The sequence below is a fragment of the Pseudoalteromonas sp. SWXJ133 genome, assembly GCF_015864365.1.
Taxonomy (GTDB): domain Bacteria; phylum Pseudomonadota; class Gammaproteobacteria; order Enterobacterales; family Alteromonadaceae; genus Pseudoalteromonas; species Pseudoalteromonas arctica.
On the sequence record NZ_JADYXJ010000028.1, the window covers coordinates 24,492 to 49,269 of the forward strand.

Here is a 24,778-nt window from a genome sequence, read left to right on the forward strand (position 1 = left end):
GCAATAAAAAAGGCGACCGAAGTCGCCTTTATATAAGTAGGAGCTTAGTTAGCCTCTTACTTTAATTCCTTTCTTTTCCATGCCACGGTAGATGATTAACATCTGGACAATAGAAATAAGGTTAGACACTAACCAGTAAAGAACTAAACCAGATGGGAACCATAAGAAGAATACAGAGAAGATTACCGGCATAAAGGTCATCATTTTTTGCTGCATTGGATCCGTAACCGTCATAGGTTGTAGCTTTTGCGTCACAAACATACTCGCACCAAATAATATTGGCAATACGTAGTACGGGTCTTTCGCAGAAAGGTCAGTTAACCAAAAAATGAATTCAGCATGGCGAAGTTCAGTAGACTCTAAGAATACGTAGAACAAGGCTAAGAAAATTGGCATTTGTAGCAAAATAGGGAAACAGCCACCCATTGGGTTAACTTTTTCTTTTTTGTACATTTCCATAGTTGCTTGGCCGAACTTTTGACGGTCATCACCAAACTTTTCTTTAAGGGCTGCCATTTTAGGCTGTAGGGCACGCATTTTTGCCATTGAAGTGTATTGCGCTTTAGTAAGTGGGTACATTAACGATTTAACGATAATAGTGATGGCAATAATTGCTACACCCCAGTTACCTAAAATGCTGTGTAGCCATTTTAGCAATACAAATAAAGGTTGCGAGATAAAAAATAACCAACCGTAATCTACGGTTAGGTCTAGGTCAGGGTGAATCGCTTCAAGAATATCTGACTCTTTCGGGCCCATATAATAAGTAGCAGTTAATGTTTGCTCACTACCAGCTTGAATATTTACAGCGGGATCTTTAGCACCAATAATAGCGGCATTACTTTTTGTAATTAAGCTATAAAGTGTATTTGATTGATCTTGCATTGGAACCCAAGCACTTACAAAGTAATGTTGAATAAAGGCAACGTAACCACCTTGTGTGCTTTTATTTAGGTTTTTATCAGCCATATCTGAAAAACTATACTTTTCGTATTTTTCTTCATCAGTACCGTATGCAGCACCTAAATAGTTTTGATCAACCATGCTACCTTTTTCTTGTACGGTACGCTTAATTTGCGTGTATAGCTGTACTTGAAGAGGTGCGCTGGTAGTGTTGTTAATTTTGTATTCTAAGCCTACGTCATACTGACCTTTTTTGAATACATACGTTTTAGTAAAACTAACACCATTACTATCAGTAAACTGAAGTGGAACGCGAAGCTCATCACCCGTTAAGGTATATGACTTTTGTTCGGTATTGTAAGTAGGGCGACCGTTAGCAGATGCGTCAGGGCCATTTAAGCCAATTAAGCCACTTTGTGAAAAGTATTGTTTGCCACCATCAAGCTGACCAAGAAGCATATAAGGCGTTTCACTGCCTTTTGTCTCTTCGTATTGAAGAAGGTCTGTTTCAACAATGTCACCGCCTTTGGTGTCAATTTTAACTTTAAAAACGTCAGTTGTAATTTCAATAACTGAACGCTTAGCTAAAGTTGCTGAAGCAGGTAACTCTGAATCTGACGATGAAGGAATATAATCATCCGACTCTGGTGAATTTGCTTGTAGTGTTTGTGTTGTGGCACTTGGATCGACTTTAGGCTTGTTGTAATCATTATCCCATTCTTGGAACAATAAAAACGACACTAGCATTAGGCCAATTAATAAAAACGTGCGTTGCGATTCCATAACAGCTCTTATTTCTCGTGTTGGTGGTTAATATGGGTTAATTTTTCAGGAACGGGGTCGTCTCCGCCTGAATGTAAAGGATGGCATTTTAATATGCGTTTTAAAGCTAACCAACTACCTTTTACCGATCCATGCAATTTAATTGCTTGAATAGCATAACTAGAACAGGTTGGATTAAAACGACAATGCGGACCTAACAGCGGGCTAATCCACTTTTGATAACCGCGGATAAATAACACTAAACAAAAAGTTGGTAAAGCAACAAGTGGTTTAAGTAACCTCATGATGTTTATGCCCCTACTTAAGTTTAGTGAGATAGATATCATGTATTTAAAGACTCAATTAGAAAATTTAAATGCATGATTAAAAGGTGAGCTAAAGATACATTAATTAACCCTGCAATTCTATTGCAATTAGGTTTGTTTGTTAGATTTAGCTGATTTGTTTGGGCGTTTCTTAAAAGGTGGCGGTTTAGGTGCACCTGGTTTACAGCGTTCGTTAATTTTTCGCCATAATTTAGTAAGTTGTTTGGTTATTTCTTCATTAGACTGCTCATCAATACCATTTTTAACCATAAGCACAATATCAATATTATCGATGCTGTGTTGATTTAAACGAAAACTTTCGCGAGCGAGACGTTTAATACGGTTTCGTTGGCATGCCTTTTTTACACGTTTTTTAGCAACAGTAAGACCTAACCGAGGTTTTTCTTGGTCATTTGGTTTAGCTAATAGAGTAAAGAAAGGAGTTGCAGCCCGAGCGGGTTCATTAAATATGCGAGAGTAATGCGAGGGAGTTAACAGACGTAACTCCCTGCCAAAGCTAAAGTCTTCCACTTATAAATTAAGCAGAAAGAACTTTGCGGCCTTTAGCGCGGCGACGTGCTAATACTTTACGGCCATTTACAGTTGCCATGCGAGCACGGAAGCCGTGTGCACGTTTGCGTTTTAAAACGCTAGGTTGAAAAGTTCTTTTCATAACAATCTCATCCGATCGGTTAAAGTTAAAACATCCTATACAGGTCGCGATCCTGGCATAGGTGCCATTGCGAGCGCGAGATATTATAGAGTAAGTAATGTAAAGTCAATCATAATTACGTTAAGGGTATATAACCCACCTACTACTATATAAGAGATCATATAAGGCGATCTGTTAGGATCATCATAAATAAGAAGTTTTCCACAGCCCCTGTATAAAAAGTGAATAAAAGCGGGGGAAAAGTAAATTGGATCGTAAATTTGGTTCGCGATCTTGGTGTTATTTTGTTATGATCTCCTCTCAGGATCTAAAATAAAAACTGTTTTAAATCAGCTTGTTAATGATTTTATACATCGATATCAACAATTTTATAAAAATCAATCTTTTACTTGTGGATAAAGTGTCTTCATAATACGCGGTCTTGGGTCGCTTATTGGACCATTTGAACGCAATAAATGTATGATTTATAATCATTAATGATGTGCGGGAATAAAAATTATATCTCTGGGAGTTTAACTGTGTATCTGTCGGTTTGGCAAAGTTGTTTATATGTATTGCAAGATGAGCTGCCTTCGCAGCAATTCAGTATGTGGGTAAGACCGCTACAAGCAGAAAGTACCGAAGATACCTTGACGATTTATGCACCTAATCGCTTTGTGCTTGATTGGGTGAGAGAAAAGTACCTAAATAGAATTAACGAATTACTAGTAGAGATTTGTGGTGTTGAAGCACCAAAACTACGTTTTGATGTAGGTAGTAAACCTTTATTAAATGCACAAGCTGCACCGGTTATAGAAACTCAATCGGCACCAAGTGCACACGCTTCCGCAAAACAACAGCCTCGCGAGCAAAAGCCAGTTGTTGAACCTGCACCTAAGTCAGGTTACAAATCTAACATTAAAGAAAACTATACTTTTGATAGCTTTGTTGAAGGTAAATCAAACCAACTAGCAAAAGCTGCGGCCACACAGGTTGCCGACAATCCTGGCTCTGCTTTTAACCCTGTATTTATATACGGTGGCACTGGTTTAGGTAAAACTCACTTATTACATGCAGTAGGTAATGGCATTATGGCAAATAAGCCAGATGCTAAAATTGTTTACATGCATTCAGAACGCTTTGTTCAAGACATGGTAAAGGCACTTCAAAATAATGCGATAGAAGAATTTAAGCGTTATTACCGCAGTGTTGATGCATTAATGATTGATGATATTCAATTTTTTGCTAACAAAGAGCGTTCACAAGAAGAATTTTTTCATACCTTTAATGCATTGCTTGAAGGCAACCAACAAATTATTTTAACCTCTGACCGTTACCCTAAAGAGATTGAAGGGGTCGAAGACAGGCTAAAATCGCGTTTTGGTTGGGGATTAACAATTGCGATTGAGCCACCAGAGCTTGAAACACGCGTTGCTATTTTAATGAAAAAAGCCCAGCAAAGTAAGATTAACTTACCACACGAAGTTGCTTTTTTTATTGCCAAAAAATTACGTTCAAATGTTCGTGAGCTAGAGGGGGCACTTAACCGTGTAATCGCTAATGCTAATTTTACGGGTCGTCCAATTTCAATTGATTTTGTAAAAGAAGCGCTACGCGATTTACTTGCCTTGCAAGATAAACTGGTTACCATAGACAATATTCAGCGCACTGTTGCTGAGTACTATCGAATTCGTATATCAGATCTGTTATCTAAGCGCCGCAGCCGCTCTATAGCGAGGCCGCGCCAAGTAGCTATGGCATTATCTAAAGAATTAACTAATCACAGCTTACCTGAGATTGGTGACGCATTTGGTGGACGCGATCATACGACCGTATTACATGCATGTCGTAAGATAAAATCACTACGTGACGAAAGCCACGAAATTAAAGAAGATTACCAAAACTTAATAAGAACATTGTCATCTTAGGGCTGACTTTATTATGCAAATAACAATATCAAGACAACAATTTTTAAAGCCATTGGTGCAAGTGTCGGGCGCAATAGAGCGCAAACACACGTTGCCAATTTTATCTAACGTTTTGTTAGTGGTAGAAAACGGACAACTTTCAATGACGGGTACTGACCTTGAAATTGAATTAGTTTCTGGCGTATTTGTAGGTGATGATATTGCCGATACAAAACTAACGTTACCCGCTAAAAAGTTACTCGATATTTGTAAAAGTCTACCAGATGGTTCAGACATTACTTTAAGCTTGCAAGAGCATCAATTACTTTTAACCAGTGGTAAAAGCCGTTTTTCATTAACGACTTTATCGGCTGATGATTTTCCTAATTTAGAAGAGTGGGACGGAGAGGTTGAATTTCAACTAACTCGTTTAGAGCTTCGTAAGTTACTCGAAAGCACGCATTTTTCTATGGCAAATCAAGACGTACGTTATTACTTAAATGGTATGTCGTTTGAAGTAGATAATACCGATATAAAAACAGTAGCAACAGATGGTCACCGTTTAGCTATAGCGCAAAAGCAATTAACGCAATCGCTTAATACTCAACGCCAATTAATTATACCTCGCAAAGGTGTGCAAGAAATTATGCGCCTTATGGTAGCAGATGACGAATTGGTAACAATTCAGTTTGGTGCCAACCATATTCGTATTATCGATCTTGAGTTTACATTTACAAGTAAACTAGTTGATGGACGTTTTCCAGATTACCGTCGTGTATTACCACGTGGTGGCGACAAAGTAATTACAGCTAACCGAGAATGGTTACGTAATGCGTTTCAACGTGTGTCTATTTTATCTAATGAAAAGTTTCGTGGCGTACGCTTAAACTTATCAAATGGTTTATTAAAAATTACGGCCAATAACCCAGAGCAAGAACAAGCTGAAGAAGTTGTTGAAGTAAGTTACGAAGGTGCCGACCTAGAAATAGGGTTTAACGTGTCTTACGTATTAGACGTACTTAACACATTAAAAACAGAAGACGTACTATTTACATTAGCCGACTCAAACAGCAGTGCCTTAATTGAAGGTGCAGGCGATGAAGAAGCAATGTACGTTGTTATGCCTATGCGTTTATAAGATTATAAATACATAATGAGCTTAAGTCATTTGAGCCTCAAATATTTTCGTAATATTGAGGCGCTGACGTTAGAACCAGTCAACGGCGTTAATATAATTTATGGTGAAAATGGCAGCGGAAAAACCAGCCTTTTAGAGGCTATTTATTACCTTTCTCACGGCAAATCTTTTCGTACTCCAAAACACAAAAGTATAATTGCGCATCAGCAAGAGCAGTTTGTAATTCACGGGCGCAAAACAATACACGACTTATCTATTCCAATTGGTATTAGTAAAACCCAAACGGGCGAAACTAATTTAAAAATCCAGGGAAAAGCGAGCCGTAAAATATCTGAGCTAGCTCAGCTTATGCCTGTACAAATTATCACACCAGAGAGTTACTCCTTATTTTTTGGTGGGCCGAAAGAGCGCAGAAAGTTTTTAGATTTAGGTTTGTTCCACGTGGAACATGAGTTCTTTTTTTTATGGCAATCGTTTAATAAAGTACTTAAACAACGTAATGCATTGTTAAAAACTAAGCCCAAGAATTATTTTGACCAAATTAAGTTTTGGGACAAAGAATTTGTTAGACTGGCTGAAGAAATAAATAAATTAAGATTGGCGTATATAAGTAGGTTTAAGCAGCAATTTTTTGATAAAATGTGTGCAGAATTAACGCTTGTACGTGATTTAGAAATGACCTTTAACGCAGGTTGGAAAGAGACCGAATCTCTTGCAGATGCGTTAGAGCAAAACTTTGAGCGAGATGCTCGCCAAGGGTTTACAAGTAAAGGCCCTCATAAGGCTGATTTTAGTTTTAGTGTCGCTGGCAACAGCGTAGAGAATACGTTCTCACGCGGTCAATTAAAGTTACTATTGTATGCGTTAAAAGTTACGCAAAATAGCTTAATTGAGTCAGAGACAGATAAGCAATCTATATTGCTAATAGATGATCTACCTTCAGAGTTAGGCGAAGATACAAAAGAGAAAGTGGGTCAATTACTTGCTCACTGTAGTTCTCAAATTTTTATCTCTTCAATTTTGTCTGAAAGTATTTCTGCTGTGGTGGAACCCATGCAACGAGAACTACAAATGTTCCACGTGAAACATGGCAACCTAATAACAAGATAAGTGGGATTAACCATGTCTGAGAATTATGACTCGTCGAGTATTAAAGTACTTAAAGGATTAGACGCAGTAAGAAAGCGTCCTGGAATGTATATTGGGGACACCGATGATGGCACAGGCTTACACCACATGGTGTTTGAGGTCGTTGATAACTCGATTGATGAAGCCTTAGCAGGTCATTGTGATGATATTTATGTAACGATTCACTTAGACGGTTCTGTCTCAGTACGAGATAACGGTCGTGGTATTCCAACTTCTATCCATGAAGAAGAAGGTGTATCAGCAGCCGAAGTTATTATGACGGTACTTCATGCCGGTGGTAAGTTTGATGATAACTCTTATAAAGTGTCAGGTGGCTTACACGGTGTGGGTGTTTCTGTTGTAAATGCACTTTCAGAAAAGCTAAAACTTACAGTTCGTCGTGAAGGTAAACTTCATGAGCAGTTTTATACAATGGGTGTTCCAGATGCACCTCTAGCTGTTATTGGTGATTCAGATACAACGGGCACTGAACTACGTTTTTGGCCAAGTGGTGAAACATTTACAAATTTAGAGTTTCATTACGAAATTTTAGCGAAACGTCTACGTGAGCTTTCATTCCTAAATTCAGGCGTGAGCATCATATTAAAAGATGAGCGCGAAGAAAATAAAAGCGATCACTTTAAATATGAAGGTGGCATTCAAGCGTTTGTTGAATACTTAAACCGTAATAAAACACCAATTCATAAAGGTGTATTCCATTTTACTCACGAGCGTGAAGAAGATGGTATTAGCGTTGAAGTATCAATGCAGTGGAATGATGCATACCAAGAAAACATTTACTGTTTCACAAATAATATTCCACAACGTGATGGTGGTACTCATTTAGCCGGTTTTAGATCAGCGCTAACACGTACACTTAATAACTACATGGAAAAAGAAGGCTTTAACAAAAAAGCTAAAACAACCAGCAATGCTACCGGTGATGATGCCCGTGAAGGCTTAACGGCTGTTGTAAGTGTTAAAGTTCCTGATCCTAAGTTTTCATCACAAACTAAAGACAAGCTCGTTTCAAGTGAAGTTAAGTCTGCAGTTGAACAAGCAATGGCTGAAAAATTCACTGAGTTTTTATTAGAAAACCCAACTGATGCCAAAATTGTTGTAGGTAAGATTATTGATGCCTCACGTGCTCGTGAAGCGGCGCGTAAAGCCCGTGAAATGACACGTCGTAAAGGTGCAATGGACTTAGCAGGCTTACCTGGTAAGCTAGCTGATTGCCAAGAAAAAGATCCAGCCCAATCTGAACTGTACATAGTGGAAGGAGACTCTGCTGGCGGATCAGCCAAGCAGGGACGTAACCGTAAAAACCAAGCTATTCTTCCGCTTAAAGGTAAAATCTTAAACGTAGAAAAAGCACGTTTTGATAAAATGTTATCTTCGCAAGAAGTAGCAACGCTGATTACTGCGTTAGGTTGTGGTATTGGTCGCGACGAATATAATCCTGAAAAATTACGTTATCATCGTATCATCATCATGACCGATGCGGACGTGGATGGTTCTCACATTCGTACGTTACTACTAACATTCTTCTATCGTCAAATGCCTGAAATAGTAGAACGTGGTTATATTTATATTGCTCAACCACCACTTTATAAAGTGAAAAAAGGTAAGCAAGAGCGTTATATTAAAGATGATCCGGCACTAGTAGAGTATCTAACATCGCTTGCGCTTAACAGTGCCGCATTGTATGTAAGTGCAGATGCACCAGCTCTTGAAGGTGAAGCATTAGAATCAATAGTTCACGATTACCAAAATACAGTTAAGGTTATTGAGCGTTTAAAACGTAAATATCCTAGTACCGTAATGGAACGCTTAATTTATCAAACAGAGTTAAAAACTGATGACCTTTCAGACGAAGCAAAAGTAATTGCTTGGACAAAAGAGTTAGTTGATGACCTGATTGCACGTGATGAAGATGCGACTATTTTCCATGCTGCTACAGAGCATGACACCGAGCGTAATATGTATTACCCGGTTGTGAATATCCGTCAGCACGGTGTTGATAAAGCGCACGTACTTCATTATGACTTTATTGCGTCACGTGACTACCAACGCATTGCTGTGACTGGTACTAACATCGCAAACATCCTTAGCGAAGGTGCATATATTCAACGTGGTGAGAAAACAAAACCTGTTGATAACTTTGTGGATGCTTTGGAATGGTTGATCACAGAATCTAAGCGTGGGATCTATATTCAACGCTATAAAGGACTAGGCGAAATGAATCCTAGCCAGCTGTGGGAAACTACAATGGATCCTAGTGCTCGTCGCATGTTACAAGTAACTATTGAAGATGCTGTTGGCGCGGATCAATTATTTGCAACCTTAATGGGCGATCAAGTTGAACCTCGTCGTGAGTTTATTGAAAATAACGCACTACGTGTAGTTAACCTAGACGTGTAAAAATATTACTTACATTGAAAAAGGAGCCTAATGGCTCCTTTTTTATTTTCTACACAAACTGCTTAAAACCTGAGTGTACACACGGTATACTAAGGGTAATTTTCACGCTACTTCTTAGATAGTAAAAAGCCAAATATGCAAAAATATGACGTAAAAACCTTTCAAGGTTTGATCCTGGCTTTACAGGATTATTGGGCGCAGCAAGGCTGTGTCATTATTCAACCACTTGATATGGAAGTGGGCGCAGGGACATTTCACCCGCAAACATTTTTAAAGTCTATTGGTCCAGAGCCAATGGCGAGTGCATACGTGCAACCGTGTCGTCGTCCTACCGATGGTCGTTACGGTGAAAACCCAAATCGCTTACAACACTACTACCAATTTCAGGTAGTTTTAAAGCCATCGCCAGATAACATCCAAGAGCTGTATTTAGGTTCTTTAGCGGCTATGGGTATCGATACGCTAACTCACGAAGTTCGCTTTGTAGAAGACAACTGGGAATCACCTACGTTAGGTGCGTGGGGCCTAGGTTGGGAAATTTGGCTAAACGGCATGGAAGTAACGCAGTTTACCTACTTTCAACAAGTTGGCGGTATTGAGTGTTCACCTGTAACAGGTGAGATTACTTACGGCCTAGAGCGTTTAGCAATGTACATTCAAGGCGTAGACAGTATTTACGACCTAGTATGGGCAGACGGTCCACTAGGGCGCGTAACCTACGGCGACGTGTTCCATCAAAATGAAGTAGAGCAGTCTACTTACAATTTTGAACACGCAAACGTAGAAGACTTATTTGCTCAGTTTGATAAATGCGAAGCAGAAAGCCAAAAGTTAATTGAAGCTAACTTACCACTACCAGCTTACGAGCAAGTAATGAAAGCATCGCACGCATTTAACTTGCTAGACGCACGCCACGCTATTTCGGTAACAGAGCGTCAACGCTACATTTTACGCGTACGTGCGTTATCAAAAGCGTGTGCACAAAGTTACTATGACAAACGCGAAGCGCTTGGTTTCCCGCTGTGTAAGGATAAGTAAGTATGTCAGCACAAAATTTATTAGTAGAAATTGGCACCGAAGAGTTGCCACCAAAAGCACTGCGTAAGCTAGCAGAAGCCTTTGCTGCAAACTTAACTGCAGAGCTTGAAACATTAGAGTTAGCACACCAAGGCGTAAGCTGGTATGCATCGCCTCGTCGTTTAGGTTTACAAGTAAAAGCGCTTGAAGCTAAGCAACAAGACAAAGAAGTTGAAAAACGCGGTCCAGCAACTAAAGCCGCATTTGACGGTGACGGTAACCCAACAAAAGCAGCAATGGGTTGGGCACGTGGTTGTGGTATTGAAGTAAAAGACGCACAAACACTTGAGACTGACAAAGGCGCATGGTTATTGCACATTGCTAAAGTAGCAGGGCAAGAAACCAAATCGCTAATGACGGGTGCAATTACTAAAGCGTTGGCTAAATTACCAATTCCTAAACCAATGCGTTGGGGCGCGAATAAAACACAATTTATTCGTCCTGTGCATACGGTAACTATTTTGTTTGGTGATGAGTTACTTGAAGGCGAGATCCTTGGTAAGAAAATAACTAACCAGCTTCAGGGTCATCGTTTTCATCACCCAGAAAAAATTAGCATAAACCATGCAGATGACGTATTTGATGTACTTAAATCTGCTTACGTTATAGCCGATTACGAACAACGTAAAGCGCAAATTCGTACGCAAATAGAAGAGGCTGCAAAAGCAGTTAACGCTGTTGTTGCAATGGATGAAGATTTACTAGAAGAAGTAACATCACTTGTAGAGTGGCCAGTTACTTTAACGGCAACATTTGAAGAAACCTTTTTAGATGTACCAGCCGAAGCGCTAATTTACACCATGAAAGACGATCAAAAATACTTCCCGTTATTAGATCAAAACGGCAAGCTTTTAAATAAGTTTTTGTTTGTATCTAACATCGAAAGTAAAGATCCAAGTGTGGTTATTTCTGGTAACGAAAAAGTAGTGCGCCCACGTTTAGCCGATGCACAGTTTTTCTTTGAAACCGATAAAAAGAAAACACTAGAAAGCCGACTAGAATCGCTTGATAGCGTATTGTTCCAAAAGCAACTTGGTACGCTTAAAGATAAGTCTGCGCGCATTAGTGAGCTTGCAGGTTATATTGCTGAGCAATTAGGTGCCGATAAAGACCTAGCAGAGCGCGCTGGTCTATTAAGTAAAACAGACTTAATGACTGAAATGGTAATGGAATTTACCGACGTGCAAGGTGTAATGGGAATGCATTACGCTCGCCACGATGGTGAAGCCGAAGATGTAGCCATAGCGCAAAACGAGCAGTACATGCCACGCTTTGCAGGCGACAACTTACCTACAAATTTAATTAGCTGTGCAGTAGCGATTGCTGATAAGTTTGACACGCTGGTGGGTATTTTTGGTATAGGCCAAGCACCTAAAGGCGACAAAGACCCATTTGCGCTTCGTCGTGCTGCTATTGGTGCTCTTCGCATCATGGTAGAAAAAGAACTACCACTTGATATTTTAGACCTAGTAGCTAAATCGCAAACATTGTTTGGCGACAAGTTAACTAACTTAAATGTATCAGCTGATGTATTTGAATTTATGCTAGGGCGCTTCCGTGCGTGGTATCAAGACGAAGGTATTGAAGTAGACGTAATTCAAGCTGTGCTTGCACGTTGTCCGACTAAACCTGTCGATTTTGATCGCCGTGTTAAAGCCGTGAGCCACTTCCGCACATTAGACGCAGCAGAAGCGCTTGCAGCCGCTAATAAGCGTGTAGGTAACATTCTGGCTAAAAACGACATTACCAGCCAAGGTAACGTTGATGAGAGCTTATTAAGCGACGACGCCGAAAAAGTATTGGCATCACAAGTAGCAAAATTTGCCACTGACCTTGCACCACTTTACGCAGACGGTAACTACCAAGAAGCATTAAGCCAATTGGCGGGTATTCGCGAAAGTGTTGATAACTTTTTTGACAACGTAATGGTTATGGCCGACGATGAAGCAGTTAAGCAAAATCGTCTTGCGCTATTAAGCCAGTTAAGCGGATTGTTTCTAGGTATTGCAGATATTTCTGTTTTACAAAAATAACACCGATTAGCAATTTTAAAAGCCAGCGTTTTGCTGGCTTTTTAGTTTTCACTGTACGCAAAGGATACCTATTGATGATTTCTATGAAACGAATTTTAACCTTAGCAATTGCTGGTTTACTTACTGCTTGTACTAGTCAAATTTCGATTAACGATGTATTGCCACAGCAAGAGCTTGATCGCACAATTTACTTACGTGGCGACTTTACATTGTGGGATGCAGAACCTCAGTATCAGTTTGCGCCAGTTGGCCCTGCGCTTTATCAAGCACAAGTTAAATTTTCTAGCCCTGGTAAAGTATACGAATTTAAAATAGCCGATGCCGATTTTAGCGAAGGCTACAACTGCGGTTATAGCGACGCACAACCAGCTGGGCAAAAACTAGCACTCGGCCAGCCAGCTATCGCAGACTGTAATACTATTTATAATTACTTTAGCTACACTCCAGCGATAAAAGGCACATACATAGTAAGTATTGATTACGGTGACTACGACAAGCCACAAGTGACGATAACGAAGAAATAGTTGTTATTTCTATTGGAAATTATTACTCTGAAAATATTATAGAAGATGGTATCTTATAGAGCAGTATTTATAGTTTACCTTCTATATAACGGTTTAGCAGAAATAAGCAGAATAGGACAGTAAAATAATATGGATTCCAAGGAACCTAGTTGGGAAGAAGTACATCCTCACTTTATCAAGGAAGTTAGAATAGAGGGCTTTTTAGGCTCTAAAAAAATAATACTACCACTTGACGATGTTAGTGTTGTAATAGGGCCCAATGGCTCTGGAAAAACAACTGTACTTAATATACTTGCTGGGATGTTATTGGACGATAGATTTGATAATTCTTTAATTAATCGGTTTGATAAAGTAGAGATTGAATTTAATAATGGTGAAATATTAAAGTGCATAAATGGCCCTACTATTCCTGAGGACTTAAAAGACTCATTCAAATCATTCATGCAAGAGAAGTTAGTTTCAAAGGTTAAAAAAAAATCAAAGGACTTAGATCTTAGTTTCGAAAATGAAGATGATTTTCAAAAGGTGGTCGCTTTAATTAAAAAAATATCGGACGGATATGTAGGCTCTTTACGTTTCAACCGTGATTTTCATAAAGATAATGAAGATAATAAGTTAGTAAACATCCAACGAGTTTCTACCTTTGATATGATTATGTTAGATAGCAAAAAATTAGAAAAATATCCTCAGGCTCGCTTATCGCAGCTGGATGTGATTCTTAATGAAGAAATAGCTAAGTTAACTAAACACCTTTTACTTATTTCTATGGACTCTCAAGAACAGCAGAGAATAAAAGCTAAGAAGTACTTCAAGAAAAATATCAATGATATAAGTGTTTTTGAAAAAGTACTCAATGAGCTCTTAGCTGTGACAAATAAATCTTTCAAAATAGAGAAAAATGGTGATTTTTCAATAATACAAAATGGTAAGCATTTGAAGTTAACAGAGCTCTCCTCTGGTGAAAAACAACTAATTTATATTATGTGCGTCGTAGTAAATTCCAGAGGTAAAGATACTATCTTATTAATGGATGAACCCGAAGTGTCTTTAAGCTTGAATTGGCAGCGTAATTTATTGAAAAGCATGTTTAGAATAAACTCTAATTTGCAAATAATTTTGGTTTCTCACTCGCCTGCAGTGGTTACAGATGGTTGGGTAACTAAATTAGTAGAAATGGAAGAAATAATAGTTAAATAAGGGAATATGATGTCATCAAAGGACGACTTTTTTGATAGTGCAGTAACTCAGGTTAGTAAAAAGTTTGAACATGGTATATCAACAGAAAAGGTTGGAAATATTTATGTTGAAAATGAACCAGACGTATTCCTATGGGAAAAGCTGTTAGGGGCCGCTATCTGTAAAAAGTATGACTTCTCTCTCGCTAACTCTCCTATATCACAAGATATAGGTACTCGTGGCAAATGCAGATTTCGCCAAGCCTTTAAACTGGCAAATAAAAATTCAATTTTTGCAGTGGATGCTGATTTTGACGTTTTAGCTCCAACCGAAGAATTCCAACAAATAATTGTTGAAAATGATTATATTTTTCATACTGTAGCTTACTCTAGAGAAAATTTATTAAATTCATGTGGGAACTTAGAAGCTTATTTAACTAAGTTTAAGTATGGCGAAACCGTACACCAAATTAATATAAAAGAAGTAATAAATGAGCTCAGTATCACGCTGTATTTACCATTCCTCTACTCTCTTTATATAAAAAGCACCCTTAAAAATACTGAAATTATGCAACAGTTTAACAAGCTATATGAAAACTATGCAGAGTGTATATTTGATGAAGATAAAAAATCTGAATTTATTGATTTATGCGAAAATTTTTTAAAGGGTAATGCTGGTGATTGTGAGCATGAAAATTTCCAAGAGTTTATAAACGATACAAAAGATAAAGGCCTTAACAAAGAACTGACTTACCTATTCTTATGCGGAAAAAATTTAGAGAGATTAATAGATAAGATAAGTGAAAAGATAAAGAATCGAATTATCACGGCGTATATTGAAGATTTTTCTGAGCGCATAAGGAAAGAGGATGATGTTAAAAGAAAACTTATTAGTGATAAAAGAAGTGAGGTTAGGAACTACCTTAAAAATAGCGCAAATTTAAGTACTTTAAGAGAGCATTTATTTGACCCAAGCAGGTTTGAACTATATAGAGTTATAGAAAAGCAGTTTCAAATTATTATGTGAATCAAAGTCCTTTCTTCACCACATATCTATACGGTGCTTCTTCTGCATCTGTAGCCACCAGCGTGTGATCCATGAACGTACAAAAGCTCGGAATGTCGCGAGTGGTTGACGGGTCATCAGCAGTTATTAATAACGTTTCACCATCATTCATTTTACGAATAGCAGCACGTACCATCATTACAGGTTCTGGGCAGCGAAGGCCTATGGCATCTAATTGGTGATCGGGGTTATCAAAGCTCATATTAAATTGGCCTGTTTAATTAAAGTAGTTGCTGTGTATGCGAGTGCTTAGGTATAGCAATTAATAAGTTTGGAAGTTTAACGCAATTTTAAGCGTAATTTAACTATTTTACTTACCTCAATATCAGCATTTTATTTAATGCTTTTAGCAGCATTCAAAATGCTTTATTTAATAATACGTCCGATCACATAATTACGCCGTTATATACTTGCTTCATAGAAGGTCGTTTTCACTTAATTGAAGCCAATAAAAAAGGCGAACTGAATAAAATCAGTCCGCCTTTTTAATCACCAAGATGGTTTTACATGTTCAAACTAATTAGTCTTGAACACGTTCAAATACAGTGGCAATTCCTTGGCCTAAACCAATACACATAGTTGCTAAACCGTATCGTACATTTTTGTCTTCCATCAAGTGAATAAGCGATGTGCTAATACGCGAACCCGAACAACCCAGTGGGTGACCAAGTGCGATTGCGCCGCCATTTAAATTCACTTTTTCGTCAACAACATCCATTAGCCCTAAATCTTTCATTACAGGTAATGATTGTGCTGCAAAGGCTTCGTTAAGCTCTACTACGCCTAAGTCATCAATTGTAATACCGGCTTGTGCAAGTGCTTTTTTACTTGCTGGTACTGGGCCGTAACCCATAATTGATGGATCGCAACCCGCGACTGCCATTGCTTTAATGCGCGCACGAATTGGTAAGCCAAGTTCTTTTGCTTTTTCTTCGCTCATTACTAACATTGCAGATGCGCCGTCAGAAAGTGCAGAAGAAGTACCGGCTGTTACCGTACCCGATGCAGGATTAAATACAGGACGAAGCTTTGATAGGCCTTCTACTGTTGTTTCTGGGCGAATTACTTCGTCGTCTTCAACTAAGATAAGAGAACCATCTGCTGCGTGACCTTCCATTGCTAATATTTCACGGCGGAAACGGCCTTCAACAGTTGCAGCTTGTGCACGTTGATGTGAGCGATAAGCGAATTCATCTTGTTGTTCACGGCTAATGCCATGAAGCGTTGCAAGGTACTCTGCTGTTAAACCCATTGAGCCTGATGCTTGTGCAATCGTTGTTGCTAAGCCTGGGTGAAAGTCGTTGCCGTGAGTCATAGGCACGTGGCCCATGTGCTCAACACCACCAATTAGGTAAGTGTCACCAGCGCCAGTCATTATTGCGCGTGCAGCGTCATGCAATGCTTGCATTGACGAGCCACATAAACGGTTAACCGTTACAGCAGGTACGCTGTGCGGAATACCGGCAAGTAATGCTGCGTTACGTGCTACGTTAAAGCCTTGCTCTAATGTTTGTTGTACACAACCCCAATAAATATCGTCAATTGATGCTGGATCAACTGCTGGGTTGCGATCAAGTAAGCCTTTCATTAAATGTGCGCTTAAGTCTTCAGCACGTTTATGTTTGAATACACCACTTTTAGAGCGACCCATTGGTGTGCGGATACAATCTACAATTACTGGATTATTCATGATATTAACCTTCCACCTTATAGAAAACACGACCTTCTTCGGCCCACTTGCGAGTTTGCTCAGATACTTGGTAAATCGCACCTAGGTGAGCGTATTTGTCTGCTGCTGCAACAAAGTTAGCTAAACCAGTTTGATCTAAGTAACGGAACGCGCCGCCTCTAAATGGAGGGAAACCAACACCATAAACTAATGCCATATCTGCTTCTTGCGGAGAGGCAACAATGCCTTCTTGCAAACAAAGTAGCACTTCGTTAATCATTGGAATCATACAACGGTCGATGATTTCTTGTTTATCAAATTCTTTCGGTGCGTCTGTAATTGGACTTAGTAGCTCAACTGCTGTCTCGTCATGAGACTTTTTAAGACGACCGCGACGATCTGTTTCGTATTTGTAAAAACCGGCTTTGTTCTTTTGACCAAAACGTTTTTCGTTGGCAAAAATAGTTACAGGGTCTTTGTCTGCACGCGCCATGCGCTCAGGGAAACCGTCTGCCATTACGCCAGTACAATGGAACGCTGTATCAATACCTACAACATCAAGTAAGTAAGCCGGACCCATAGGCCAGCCAAATACGTTTTCCATTACTTTATCTACTTTTGCAAAGTTAGCGCCTTCAACCACTAATTTGCTAAAACCTGCAAAGTAAGGGAATAAAACACGGTTTACAAAAAAGCCTGGGCAATCATTAACAACAATTGGCGATTTACCTAATTTAAGCGCGTAATCAACTACTGCATTAATTGTTTTATCTGAGGTCTTTGCACCACGGATAATTTCTACTAATGGCATTTTTGGCACTGGGTTAAAGAAGTGCATACCACAGAAATTTTCTGGCTTATCTAGCGCTTCGGCTAGTAAATCAATACAAATAGTCGATGTGTTTGAAGTAAGTACAGTGCCTTCTGGCATGTTCTTTTCAAGATCAGCGAGTACTGCTTGCTTAACTTTAGGGTTTTCTACAACGGCTTCAACAATAATGTTGGCGCTTTGTAGGTCTGAATCGTTAAGTGTTGGTTTGATTTTGCTAAGAGTTGCCAACATTTTTTCCATTGGCATGTGGCCACGCTTAACTTTTGCACCTAATAACTTAGACGCTTCACCCATACCTAAATCAAGCGCATCTTGTTGGATGTCTTTCATTATAATAGGTGTGCCTTTATAAGCAGACTGGTATGCAATACCGCCGCCCATAATACCTGCACCTAGTACAGCTGCTTGTTTAATTTCTACATCGCTGTGCTTAGCAAATTTACGTGCTTTACCTTTAATGTATTGGTCAGCTAGGAATATACCTGTTTGAGCTGCTGCTTCTGGTGTACGTGCTAATTTAGCAAAGTTGGCATTTTCGATTGCCATTGCTTCATCGCGAGTACAGTTTGCCGCTGCTTTAATAGTACGTACAGCCATAACCGGTGCAGGATAGTGGCCTTTGGTTTTACCCATTACCATACCTTCTGCCATTGCAAAGCTCATGCCTTGCTCAACACGGTTTAATTTAAGTGGCTGTAGTTTTACGTTACGTTTTGCTTGCCAATCTAGCTTTCCAGCAATCGCAAGTTCAAGCGTTGATACACTTGACTCTAAAAGTTTGTCAGTACTAACTACCGCGTCAAACGCACCTACTTTAAGGGCATCTGCTGCGCGATTTTCTGCGCCAGAGGTAATCCACATCATTGCGTTATCGGCGCCAATGATACGTGGTAAGCGCACTGTGCCACCAAAACCAGGCATTATGCCAAGTTTAACTTCTGGTAAGCCCATTTTAGCTGTTTCGCTTGCCACGCGATAATCGGTAGCAAGTGCCCACTCACAACCACCGCCAAGTGCCATACCGTTTATAGCGCTTAGAGTTGGGAATGGTAAATCTTCGATTGCATCAAAAACGTCGGTTGCGTTTTTGATCCACACTACTAATTCTTCTTCAGGTTTAGTAAATGTAGGTAAAAATTCGAAGATATCGGCACCAATAATAAAGTGGTCTTTATCACTGGTAAAAATCATGCCTTTGATATCAGTATTGGCAGCTAATTCTTTTAATGCTGCTGCGCAATCTGAAAGAGTTTTTTGAGATAATGTGTTTACAGAACCTGCAACACAAAACTTAAACTCGGCGATGTTTTCCTTTAGGAAGCTAACTTCAAAGGAATCGCTTTTATATAACATTATTATTCTCCCTAGTTGACGAACTAAGACTGGTACGATGAGTTTGCATTTCAATCAGTGTGCTTGCTTTAAATTAAAAATGCAACGAAAAATTTAACTCGGTTACAATCGACTGGTTAAAATATAGCTGGTTTGGTGCTAAGGTGGTTGAAAAGTTTTTATTCACTACTTTAATTTTTATTAAAGGACATTATGAAAAAATATTTACTAAGTGTTGCGGCAGCTGCATTCATTTTCCCTCTTCACTCTGCCGAGGCAAGTATCGATAACGATGCCTTTTTAGATGCCGAAAAAAAAGTAAGGTACGGAAGTTACCAAGACTTTAAACAAGCGGTTAGTAACCTAAATCATCCGTTAAAACCGTATGTTGAAAAAACATATTGGCAACGTCACCCGAGTATTAAGCATCAGGCAGAGATAGAAGACTATTTAAATATATATCAGCATACACCGCTTGAGTGGCCTGTGCGCAAAGCGTGGTTGGAGTATTTAAAAGAGAACAATGAAAAAGCGGCGTACATACGCAACTACCGTGAAACTTCTAATACTGGGCTTACCTGTACTTATTTAGATTTTCAGCTCGACTTGGGCGCGCCTGAAAAGGCGATTCTAAATCAGGTGACCGACTTATGGGCCGTTGGTAAATCGCAACCTAATGGCTGTGATAGTTTGTTTTCTACGTGGCGTAAAAAAGGCTACATGAAAGAAGAAACGGTTTGGAAGCGTGTAACACTTGCTGCACAAGGCGGGACGCAAAGCTTATTACCTTACTTAAAAACTTTATTGCCAAGTAAGGATCGTTACTTAGCTGACTTATATTTAAAAGTGCGAAAAGATCCAAGCACGGCAGCTGGATTATATCGATATAAAAATAAGTCGGCTAAAGAAGGCCAAATAGCAATTTATGGTGTTAAACGCTTGGTTTGGCGCGATAAAGAGCTTGCTTTAAAAGCATGGGAAAAACTAGAAAAAATATTTAAGTATAGTGATGAAGATAAAGCTGACGTGTATTACACCTTTGCGTTGTCACTTGCTTCAAGCGGGCATAAGCAAGCGAGCTTTTGGCTAAATAAAGTGCCGAAAGAGCGATTAGACAGCAAGCTTATTCAATGGCAACTGGGCAATATGCTCAAAACCCGAGATTGGGAAGGGATTGCTGCGTTTTTTACAGGAAAAGAGGATTTAAGCCTTGGCCAGCAATATTGGTTAGCTTATAGCTATGCACAACGTGGCGAGCAACAAAAAGCAGACGATATTTGGAAAAAAGTAGCGGCTAATCGTGATTATTACGGCTTTTTAGCAGCAGCACGTTTAGGTTTGCCCGTTGATTTAAATAATCAACCTTTAGCAGTCGATAAGGTGCTTGTAGATAAAGTAAGTAATGCACCTGGCTTTAAGCGTGCAAAAGCACTTTATGATATTGAGCGCTTTACGTCGGCGCGCCGTGAGTGGAATTATTTAACGGATACGTCTAGCGATGAAGAAAAGCTAGCAGCATCACAACTATCTACCGATTTAGGTTGGCACGACAGTACTATTTTTACTTTAGCAAAAATTAAAGCGTGGGATAACGTAGAGCAACGTTTTCCGTTTGCGTTTCAAGATGTTTTTGAGCGCTACAGTAAACGTAGCAAGATAGATGTTGCCTGGAGTATTGCTATTGCAAGGCGCGAAAGCTCTTTTGCGCCAGATGCACGCTCGCATGCTAATGCACGTGGTTTAATGCAGTTATTACCTAGTACTGCTGAGTATGTAAATAAAGGTAGTGTGACAAGTAGTCGTTTATATCAACCTAAAACAAATATTAGGTTAGGTACTAGTTACTTACAGTACTTAAAAAAGAAAAACCATGGCAATGAGGTGCTGGCAACAGCTTCTTATAATGCGGGTTATCACCGTATAAAGCGTTGGTTACCTGATGACGCTATTCCGGCTGAGTTATGGGTAGAGCTTATTCCGTATCGCGAAACCCGTGATTACGTAAAAAATGTATTTGCGTACAGACAGGTTTACCATACAAGAATGGGCCGAGAAGGTAATGTATTAGCGCCGCTACTCGAAATGAAAATGGGCGGTTGAATATATGATACCAATCGACCAATAACTTAACACGATAGGTATAGGTATTAATAAGGGGGATGTTTACATGTTAAATATCCCCCTTTTTGAGCGCTTAGTGTTTAAGTGGTAGACTCAGAGCAAGTTAAATTTAACAGATGGATTAACAATGGATAAATTAGCCGTTTTATACGCCGAACATATTGCAACACTGCAACAGCGTACTCGTACAATTTGTAATAGCGAAGGGTTAGAAGGATTAGTAATTCATTCAGGCCAAGCTAAGCGCCAGTTTTTAGATGATATGTATTATCCATTTAAAGTTAATCCACAGTTTAAAGCGTGGTTACCGGTTATTGATAATCCTCATTGCTGGATTGTGGTAAATGGCAGTGACAAACCAAAACTAATATTTTATCGCCCGGTAGATTTTTGGCATAAAGTGCCAGACGAGCCTCGTGACTTTTGGGCTGAGTACTTTGATATAGAGCTATTACTTCAGCCTGATCAAGTTGAAAAGTTATTACCATACGACAAAGCTAAATACGCTTACATGGGCGAATATATTGAAGTAGCGCAAGCACTTGGTTTTAGTATTATGAACCCTGAGCCTGTACTTAACTATTTTCATTACCACCGCGCTTATAAAACGCAGTACGAACTTGAATGTTTACGCAACGCTAACCGCATTGCAGTAGATGGGCATAAAGCTGCACGCGACACATTCTTTAATGGTGGTAGCGAGTTCGATATTCAGCAAGCGTACTTAATGGCAACACGTCAAAGCGAAAATGAAATGCCGTACGGCAACATTGTTGCGCTTAACGAAAACTGCGCTATTTTGCACTACACGCACTTTGATCCAAAAGCGCCACACACTCATAACTCATTTTTAATTGATGCTGGTGCAAACTTTAATGGTTATGCTGCTGATATTACTCGTACGTATGATTTTAAAAAGCAGGGTGAGTTTGCTGAGCTTGTACAAGCTATGACAGTTCAACAAATAGAGTTAGGTAAAGGTTTAAAGCCGGGTATGCTTTATGGTGATTTACACGTTGAATGCCATAACCGTATCGCACAAATACTCAGTGACTTTAAAATTGTTAACCTACCAGCGACAGAAATTGTTGAGCGTAAAATTACCTCTACTTTCTTCCCACATGGACTAGGGCATCATCTTGGTTTACAAGTGCATGATATGGGTGGTTTTATGAGTGACGAAAAGGGCGCACATCAGCCATCGCCTGAAGGGCATCCGTTCTTGCGTTGTACTCGCCTGATTGAAAAAAACCAAGTATTTACCATTGAGCCAGGCTTATATTTTATTGATTCACTGCTTGGTGATTTAGCGCAAACCGATAATAAGCAATTTATTAATTGGGAAAAGGTTGAGTCATTTAAACCATTTGGCGGTATTCGTATTGAAGATAACATTATTGTTCACGAAGATAGCTTAGAAAATATGACTCGAGATTTAGCGCTCGATTAATTCTAGTTAACACTAATTAGTTTATACACGTTAAAATACGTACATTATTTAAAGGGGCCTTTTGGCCCCCTTTTTACAAGTTTAAAATATGTCTGAATATAAATATCCCGCTACTGACGTTTTTCATCAAGAAGAAATTAAAAAAAGTACGTTTATAGTTCACATTGCACATACCCCCGATTTAAATTCAGCTAAAGCATTTATTAAAAGCATTGAAGAAAAGTATAGCGATGCGCGTCATAACTGCTGGGCACATGTGGCAGGCAACCCCGGTGGCAGCCATGTTTATGGTTTTTCGGACGATGGTGAACCAAATGGCACCGCAGGAAAACCTATGTTAAATGTGCTGGTGGGTTCAGGCCTTGGCGAAATCACAGCTGTAGTCACACGTTACTTTGGCGGAATAAAATTAGGCACGGGCGGATTAGTACGTGCTTATGGTGGCTCATTAAATAATGCATTAGTAAAATTGCAAACGGTACTTAAAGTTCCCAGTGTTGAAATTACAGGGAGTAGCGAGTACAGCATGCAAGGTGCGATTGAGCAGTTATTAAAAACAAAGTATCAAGTGCTTAATATTGATAAGCAATTTACTGCTAATATTGAATGGGTGATTACAATAGATAGCCGCGAAGCTCAGCAAGCAATCAAAGATATTTTTGATTTAAGTCACGGCGCAGTTGAGTTAACTATTAAAGAGTAATAACCTACACAAATTGCATGTAATGCATACTGACCCTATTTAATTTGGCTGATACTACTCAGCCTGAATTTACTAATAATAAAAGCGACAAGCTAAATGCAATTTCGTACCATCATAAAAATTCTTGGCCAACTTGTTGCGCTGTTTAGTATTACCATGGTGCCTCCGGCACTGGTGTCTTTAATATATAAAGACGGTGGTGGTGTTCCTTTTGTTTTAGCATTTATCTTTAGTGTTGTTATTGGCATGATGGCTTATTACCCAAACCGCCATGAAAACGGTGACTTAAAAGCGCGTGAAGGCTTTTTAATTGTTGTTTTGTTTTGGCTGGTACTTGGGGCGTTTGCGTCCTTGCCGCTTATATTTTTACAAGAACCTAATTTATCGCTCGCCGATGCGGTGTTTGAAGCATTCTCTGGCTTAACAACCACCGGCGCTACAGTACTTACTGGTATTGAGTATTTACCCAAATCGGTGTTGTTTTATCGCCAGCAACTCCAGTGGTTTGGTGGTATGGGTATAATCGTACTCGCTGTCGCTATACTACCTATGCTTGGTGTTGGTGGTATGCAGTTATATCGTGCAGAAATACCTGGGCCTGTAAAAGATTCTAAAATGACCCCGCGAATTGCCGATACAGCAAAGCACCTTTGGTATATTTATGTGTCGCTGACTATTGCTTGTATGCTGGCTTATTGGGCAGCAGGTATGGAGTGGTTTGATGCGATATGTCATGCATTCTCAACGGTGGCGATAGGTGGTTTTTCTACTTACGATGCTTCCATGGGGCACTTTGACAGCCCTGTAATTAACTTTATTTGTGTGTTCTTTTTAATTATTGCCGCTGTTAACTTCTCCCTGCATTACGCCGCAGTAGCTAGTCGTAACATACAAGTTTATATTCGAGACCCTGAGTTTAAGGTGTTTTTGTGTATTCAATTAGCGCTGGTGGTTATTTGTTTTACCGTACTTTCCTCTAATGAAATATTTGCAAATGGCGATGAAACCCTCGATCAGGCATTATTTCAAGCTGTTTCAATGAGTACAACAGCTGGCTTTGCTACTGATAACTTTTCAACATGGCCTTTGTTTTTACCTATTTTACTTATATTTTCGAGCTTTATTGGTGGCTGTGCAGGCTCTACCGGTGGTGGTATGAAAGTAGTGCGCGTGTTCTTACTTTACTTACAGGGGGTGCGTGAGCTCAATCGTTTAGTGCACCCACGAGCTATATATTCAATCAAGCTGGGTCGAAAGGCGCTGCCAGACAAAGTAGTAGAAGCCGTGTGGGGGTTTTTCTCTGCGTATGCGTTGGTATTTATTATTATTATGTTAGCGCTTATGGGCACGGGTATGGATAACATAACGGCGTTCTCAGCCACTGCGGCTTGTTTAAATAACTTAGGGCCTGGGTTAGGGGATGTAGCGTCGCATTATGGGGCTATAACCGATGGTGCTAAATGGTTGCTTACCATTGCAATGGTGTTTGGTCGTTTAGAAATATTTACTTTATTAGTGCTATTTACGCCTACTTTTTGGCGTGGATAAAACTTATAACC

Annotated in this window: 20 protein-coding genes; 13 read left to right on the top strand and 7 right to left on the bottom strand. The window is 39.4% G+C overall.

What is annotated here, in order from left to right:
- Nucleotides 1–48: 48 nt before the first annotated feature.
- The 4 genes from yidC to rpmH all read right to left on the bottom strand — a co-directional run bounded on the left by yidC (nucleotide 49) and on the right by rpmH (nucleotide 2,664).
- Complete coding sequence (gene yidC, locus I6F40_RS17065; RefSeq protein ID WP_024592270.1) at nucleotides 49–1,686, bottom strand: membrane protein insertase YidC; 1,638 nt, start codon at nucleotides 1,684–1,686, stop codon at nucleotides 49–51.
- 8 nt (nucleotides 1,687–1,694) lie between these two features.
- Nucleotides 1,695–1,970, bottom strand: coding sequence for a membrane protein insertion efficiency factor YidD (gene yidD, locus I6F40_RS17070; RefSeq protein WP_008138026.1), 276 nt, complete (start codon nucleotides 1,968–1,970; stop codon nucleotides 1,695–1,697).
- Between the two features lie 129 nt (nucleotides 1,971–2,099).
- A complete protein-coding gene (rnpA, locus tag I6F40_RS17075) occupies nucleotides 2,100–2,522 on the bottom strand; it encodes a ribonuclease P protein component (RefSeq protein ID WP_007584204.1) in 423 nt (140 codons plus the stop codon).
- A gap of 7 nt (nucleotides 2,523–2,529) precedes the next feature.
- The gene (rpmH, locus tag I6F40_RS17080) at nucleotides 2,530–2,664 is read right to left on the bottom strand and encodes a 50S ribosomal protein L34 (protein ID WP_004335215.1); all 135 of its coding nucleotides are present in this window, start codon (nucleotides 2,662–2,664) and stop codon (nucleotides 2,530–2,532) included.
- Between the two features lie 518 nt (nucleotides 2,665–3,182).
- Between rpmH and dnaA the strand changes: the two genes are divergently transcribed.
- The 9 genes from dnaA to I6F40_RS17125 all read left to right on the top strand — a co-directional run bounded on the left by dnaA (nucleotide 3,183) and on the right by I6F40_RS17125 (nucleotide 15,073).
- Nucleotides 3,183–4,571, top strand: coding sequence for a chromosomal replication initiator protein DnaA (gene dnaA / locus I6F40_RS17085; RefSeq protein ID WP_010555148.1), 1,389 nt, complete (start codon nucleotides 3,183–3,185; stop codon nucleotides 4,569–4,571).
- Between the two features lie 13 nt (nucleotides 4,572–4,584).
- Complete coding sequence (gene dnaN, locus I6F40_RS17090) at nucleotides 4,585–5,688, top strand: DNA polymerase III subunit beta (protein ID WP_024599960.1); 1,104 nt, start codon at nucleotides 4,585–4,587, stop codon at nucleotides 5,686–5,688.
- Nucleotides 5,689–5,703: 15 nt separating this feature from the next.
- Complete coding sequence (gene recF / locus I6F40_RS17095) at nucleotides 5,704–6,798, top strand: DNA replication/repair protein RecF (RefSeq protein WP_008138030.1); 1,095 nt, start codon at nucleotides 5,704–5,706, stop codon at nucleotides 6,796–6,798.
- Between the two features lie 12 nt (nucleotides 6,799–6,810).
- Entirely contained in the window at nucleotides 6,811–9,237 is a 2,427-nt protein-coding gene (gene gyrB / locus I6F40_RS17100; protein ID WP_197193239.1) for a DNA topoisomerase (ATP-hydrolyzing) subunit B, read from the top strand.
- Nucleotides 9,238–9,372: 135 nt separating this feature from the next.
- The gene (glyQ, locus tag I6F40_RS17105) at nucleotides 9,373–10,275 is read left to right on the top strand and encodes a glycine--tRNA ligase subunit alpha (RefSeq protein WP_007584197.1); all 903 of its coding nucleotides are present in this window, start codon (nucleotides 9,373–9,375) and stop codon (nucleotides 10,273–10,275) included.
- A gap of 2 nt (nucleotides 10,276–10,277) precedes the next feature.
- Entirely contained in the window at nucleotides 10,278–12,347 is a 2,070-nt protein-coding gene (glyS, locus tag I6F40_RS17110; protein ID WP_197193240.1) for a glycine--tRNA ligase subunit beta, read from the top strand.
- Between the two features lie 74 nt (nucleotides 12,348–12,421).
- A complete protein-coding gene (locus I6F40_RS17115) occupies nucleotides 12,422–12,871 on the top strand; it encodes a hypothetical protein (RefSeq protein ID WP_197193241.1) in 450 nt (149 codons plus the stop codon).
- Nucleotides 12,872–13,000: 129 nt separating this feature from the next.
- Nucleotides 13,001–14,068, top strand: a complete 1,068-nt coding sequence (locus I6F40_RS17120) for an ATP-binding protein (RefSeq protein ID WP_197193242.1) — start codon at nucleotides 13,001–13,003, stop codon at nucleotides 14,066–14,068.
- 9 nt (nucleotides 14,069–14,077) lie between these two features.
- Nucleotides 14,078–15,073, top strand: coding sequence for a DUF4435 domain-containing protein (locus I6F40_RS17125; RefSeq protein ID WP_197193243.1), 996 nt, complete (start codon nucleotides 14,078–14,080; stop codon nucleotides 15,071–15,073).
- A 1-nt stretch (nucleotide 15,074) separates the two neighbouring features.
- On the opposite strand, the gene tusA is transcribed toward I6F40_RS17125, so the two are convergent.
- The 3 genes from tusA to fadB all read right to left on the bottom strand — a co-directional run bounded on the left by tusA (nucleotide 15,075) and on the right by fadB (nucleotide 18,966).
- Complete coding sequence (gene tusA / locus I6F40_RS17130; RefSeq protein ID WP_197193244.1) at nucleotides 15,075–15,314, bottom strand: sulfurtransferase TusA; 240 nt, start codon at nucleotides 15,312–15,314, stop codon at nucleotides 15,075–15,077.
- Nucleotides 15,315–15,632: 318 nt separating this feature from the next.
- Entirely contained in the window at nucleotides 15,633–16,802 is a 1,170-nt protein-coding gene (gene fadA / locus I6F40_RS17135) for an acetyl-CoA C-acyltransferase FadA (RefSeq protein WP_007584192.1), read from the bottom strand.
- Nucleotides 16,803–16,806: 4 nt separating this feature from the next.
- A complete protein-coding gene (gene fadB / locus I6F40_RS17140; RefSeq protein WP_197193245.1) occupies nucleotides 16,807–18,966 on the bottom strand; it encodes a fatty acid oxidation complex subunit alpha FadB in 2,160 nt (719 codons plus the stop codon).
- A gap of 192 nt (nucleotides 18,967–19,158) precedes the next feature.
- Between fadB and I6F40_RS17145 the strand changes: the two genes are divergently transcribed.
- The 4 genes from I6F40_RS17145 (at nucleotide 19,159) to I6F40_RS17160 (ending at nucleotide 24,767) form a co-directional block, all read left to right on the top strand.
- Complete coding sequence (locus I6F40_RS17145) at nucleotides 19,159–21,045, top strand: transglycosylase SLT domain-containing protein (protein ID WP_166379521.1); 1,887 nt, start codon at nucleotides 19,159–19,161, stop codon at nucleotides 21,043–21,045.
- A 148-nt stretch (nucleotides 21,046–21,193) separates the two neighbouring features.
- Nucleotides 21,194–22,516, top strand: a complete 1,323-nt coding sequence (gene pepQ, locus I6F40_RS17150) for a Xaa-Pro dipeptidase (protein ID WP_166379520.1) — start codon at nucleotides 21,194–21,196, stop codon at nucleotides 22,514–22,516.
- Nucleotides 22,517–22,604: 88 nt separating this feature from the next.
- Nucleotides 22,605–23,219: a YigZ family protein gene (locus I6F40_RS17155; protein WP_008171987.1), complete on the top strand. Its 615-nt coding sequence runs from the start codon at nucleotides 22,605–22,607 to the stop codon at nucleotides 23,217–23,219.
- Nucleotides 23,220–23,315: 96 nt separating this feature from the next.
- Complete coding sequence (locus I6F40_RS17160) at nucleotides 23,316–24,767, top strand: TrkH family potassium uptake protein (RefSeq protein ID WP_007584186.1); 1,452 nt, start codon at nucleotides 23,316–23,318, stop codon at nucleotides 24,765–24,767.
- The last annotated feature ends 11 nt before the right edge of the window (nucleotides 24,768–24,778 follow it).

Coding starts and splice junctions, on each gene's coding strand:
- gyrB (WP_197193239.1), top strand. CDS start 6,811: ATGTCTGAGAATTATGACTCGTCGAGTATTAAAGTACTTAAAGGATTA.
- I6F40_RS17115 (WP_197193241.1), top strand. CDS start 12,422: ATGATTTCTATGAAACGAATTTTAACCTTAGCAATTGCTGGTTTACTT.
- I6F40_RS17145 (WP_166379521.1), top strand. CDS start 19,159: ATGAAAAAATATTTACTAAGTGTTGCGGCAGCTGCATTCATTTTCCCT.
- rpmH (WP_004335215.1), bottom strand. CDS start 2,664: ATGAAAAGAACTTTTCAACCTAGCGTTTTAAAACGCAAACGTGCACAC.
- glyQ (WP_007584197.1), top strand. CDS start 9,373: ATGCAAAAATATGACGTAAAAACCTTTCAAGGTTTGATCCTGGCTTTA.
- I6F40_RS17160 (WP_007584186.1), top strand. CDS start 23,316: ATGCAATTTCGTACCATCATAAAAATTCTTGGCCAACTTGTTGCGCTG.
- tusA (WP_197193244.1), bottom strand. CDS start 15,314: ATGAGCTTTGATAACCCCGATCACCAATTAGATGCCATAGGCCTTCGC.
- I6F40_RS17155 (WP_008171987.1), top strand. CDS start 22,605: ATGTCTGAATATAAATATCCCGCTACTGACGTTTTTCATCAAGAAGAA.
- recF (WP_008138030.1), top strand. CDS start 5,704: ATGAGCTTAAGTCATTTGAGCCTCAAATATTTTCGTAATATTGAGGCG.
- dnaN (WP_024599960.1), top strand. CDS start 4,585: ATGCAAATAACAATATCAAGACAACAATTTTTAAAGCCATTGGTGCAA.
- yidC (WP_024592270.1), bottom strand. CDS start 1,686: ATGGAATCGCAACGCACGTTTTTATTAATTGGCCTAATGCTAGTGTCG.
- yidD (WP_008138026.1), bottom strand. CDS start 1,970: ATGAGGTTACTTAAACCACTTGTTGCTTTACCAACTTTTTGTTTAGTG.
- fadA (WP_007584192.1), bottom strand. CDS start 16,802: ATGAATAATCCAGTAATTGTAGATTGTATCCGCACACCAATGGGTCGC.
- glyS (WP_197193240.1), top strand. CDS start 10,278: ATGTCAGCACAAAATTTATTAGTAGAAATTGGCACCGAAGAGTTGCCA.
- pepQ (WP_166379520.1), top strand. CDS start 21,194: ATGGATAAATTAGCCGTTTTATACGCCGAACATATTGCAACACTGCAA.
- fadB (WP_197193245.1), bottom strand. CDS start 18,966: ATGTTATATAAAAGCGATTCCTTTGAAGTTAGCTTCCTAAAGGAAAAC.
- I6F40_RS17125 (WP_197193243.1), top strand. CDS start 14,078: ATGTCATCAAAGGACGACTTTTTTGATAGTGCAGTAACTCAGGTTAGT.
- I6F40_RS17120 (WP_197193242.1), top strand. CDS start 13,001: ATGGATTCCAAGGAACCTAGTTGGGAAGAAGTACATCCTCACTTTATC.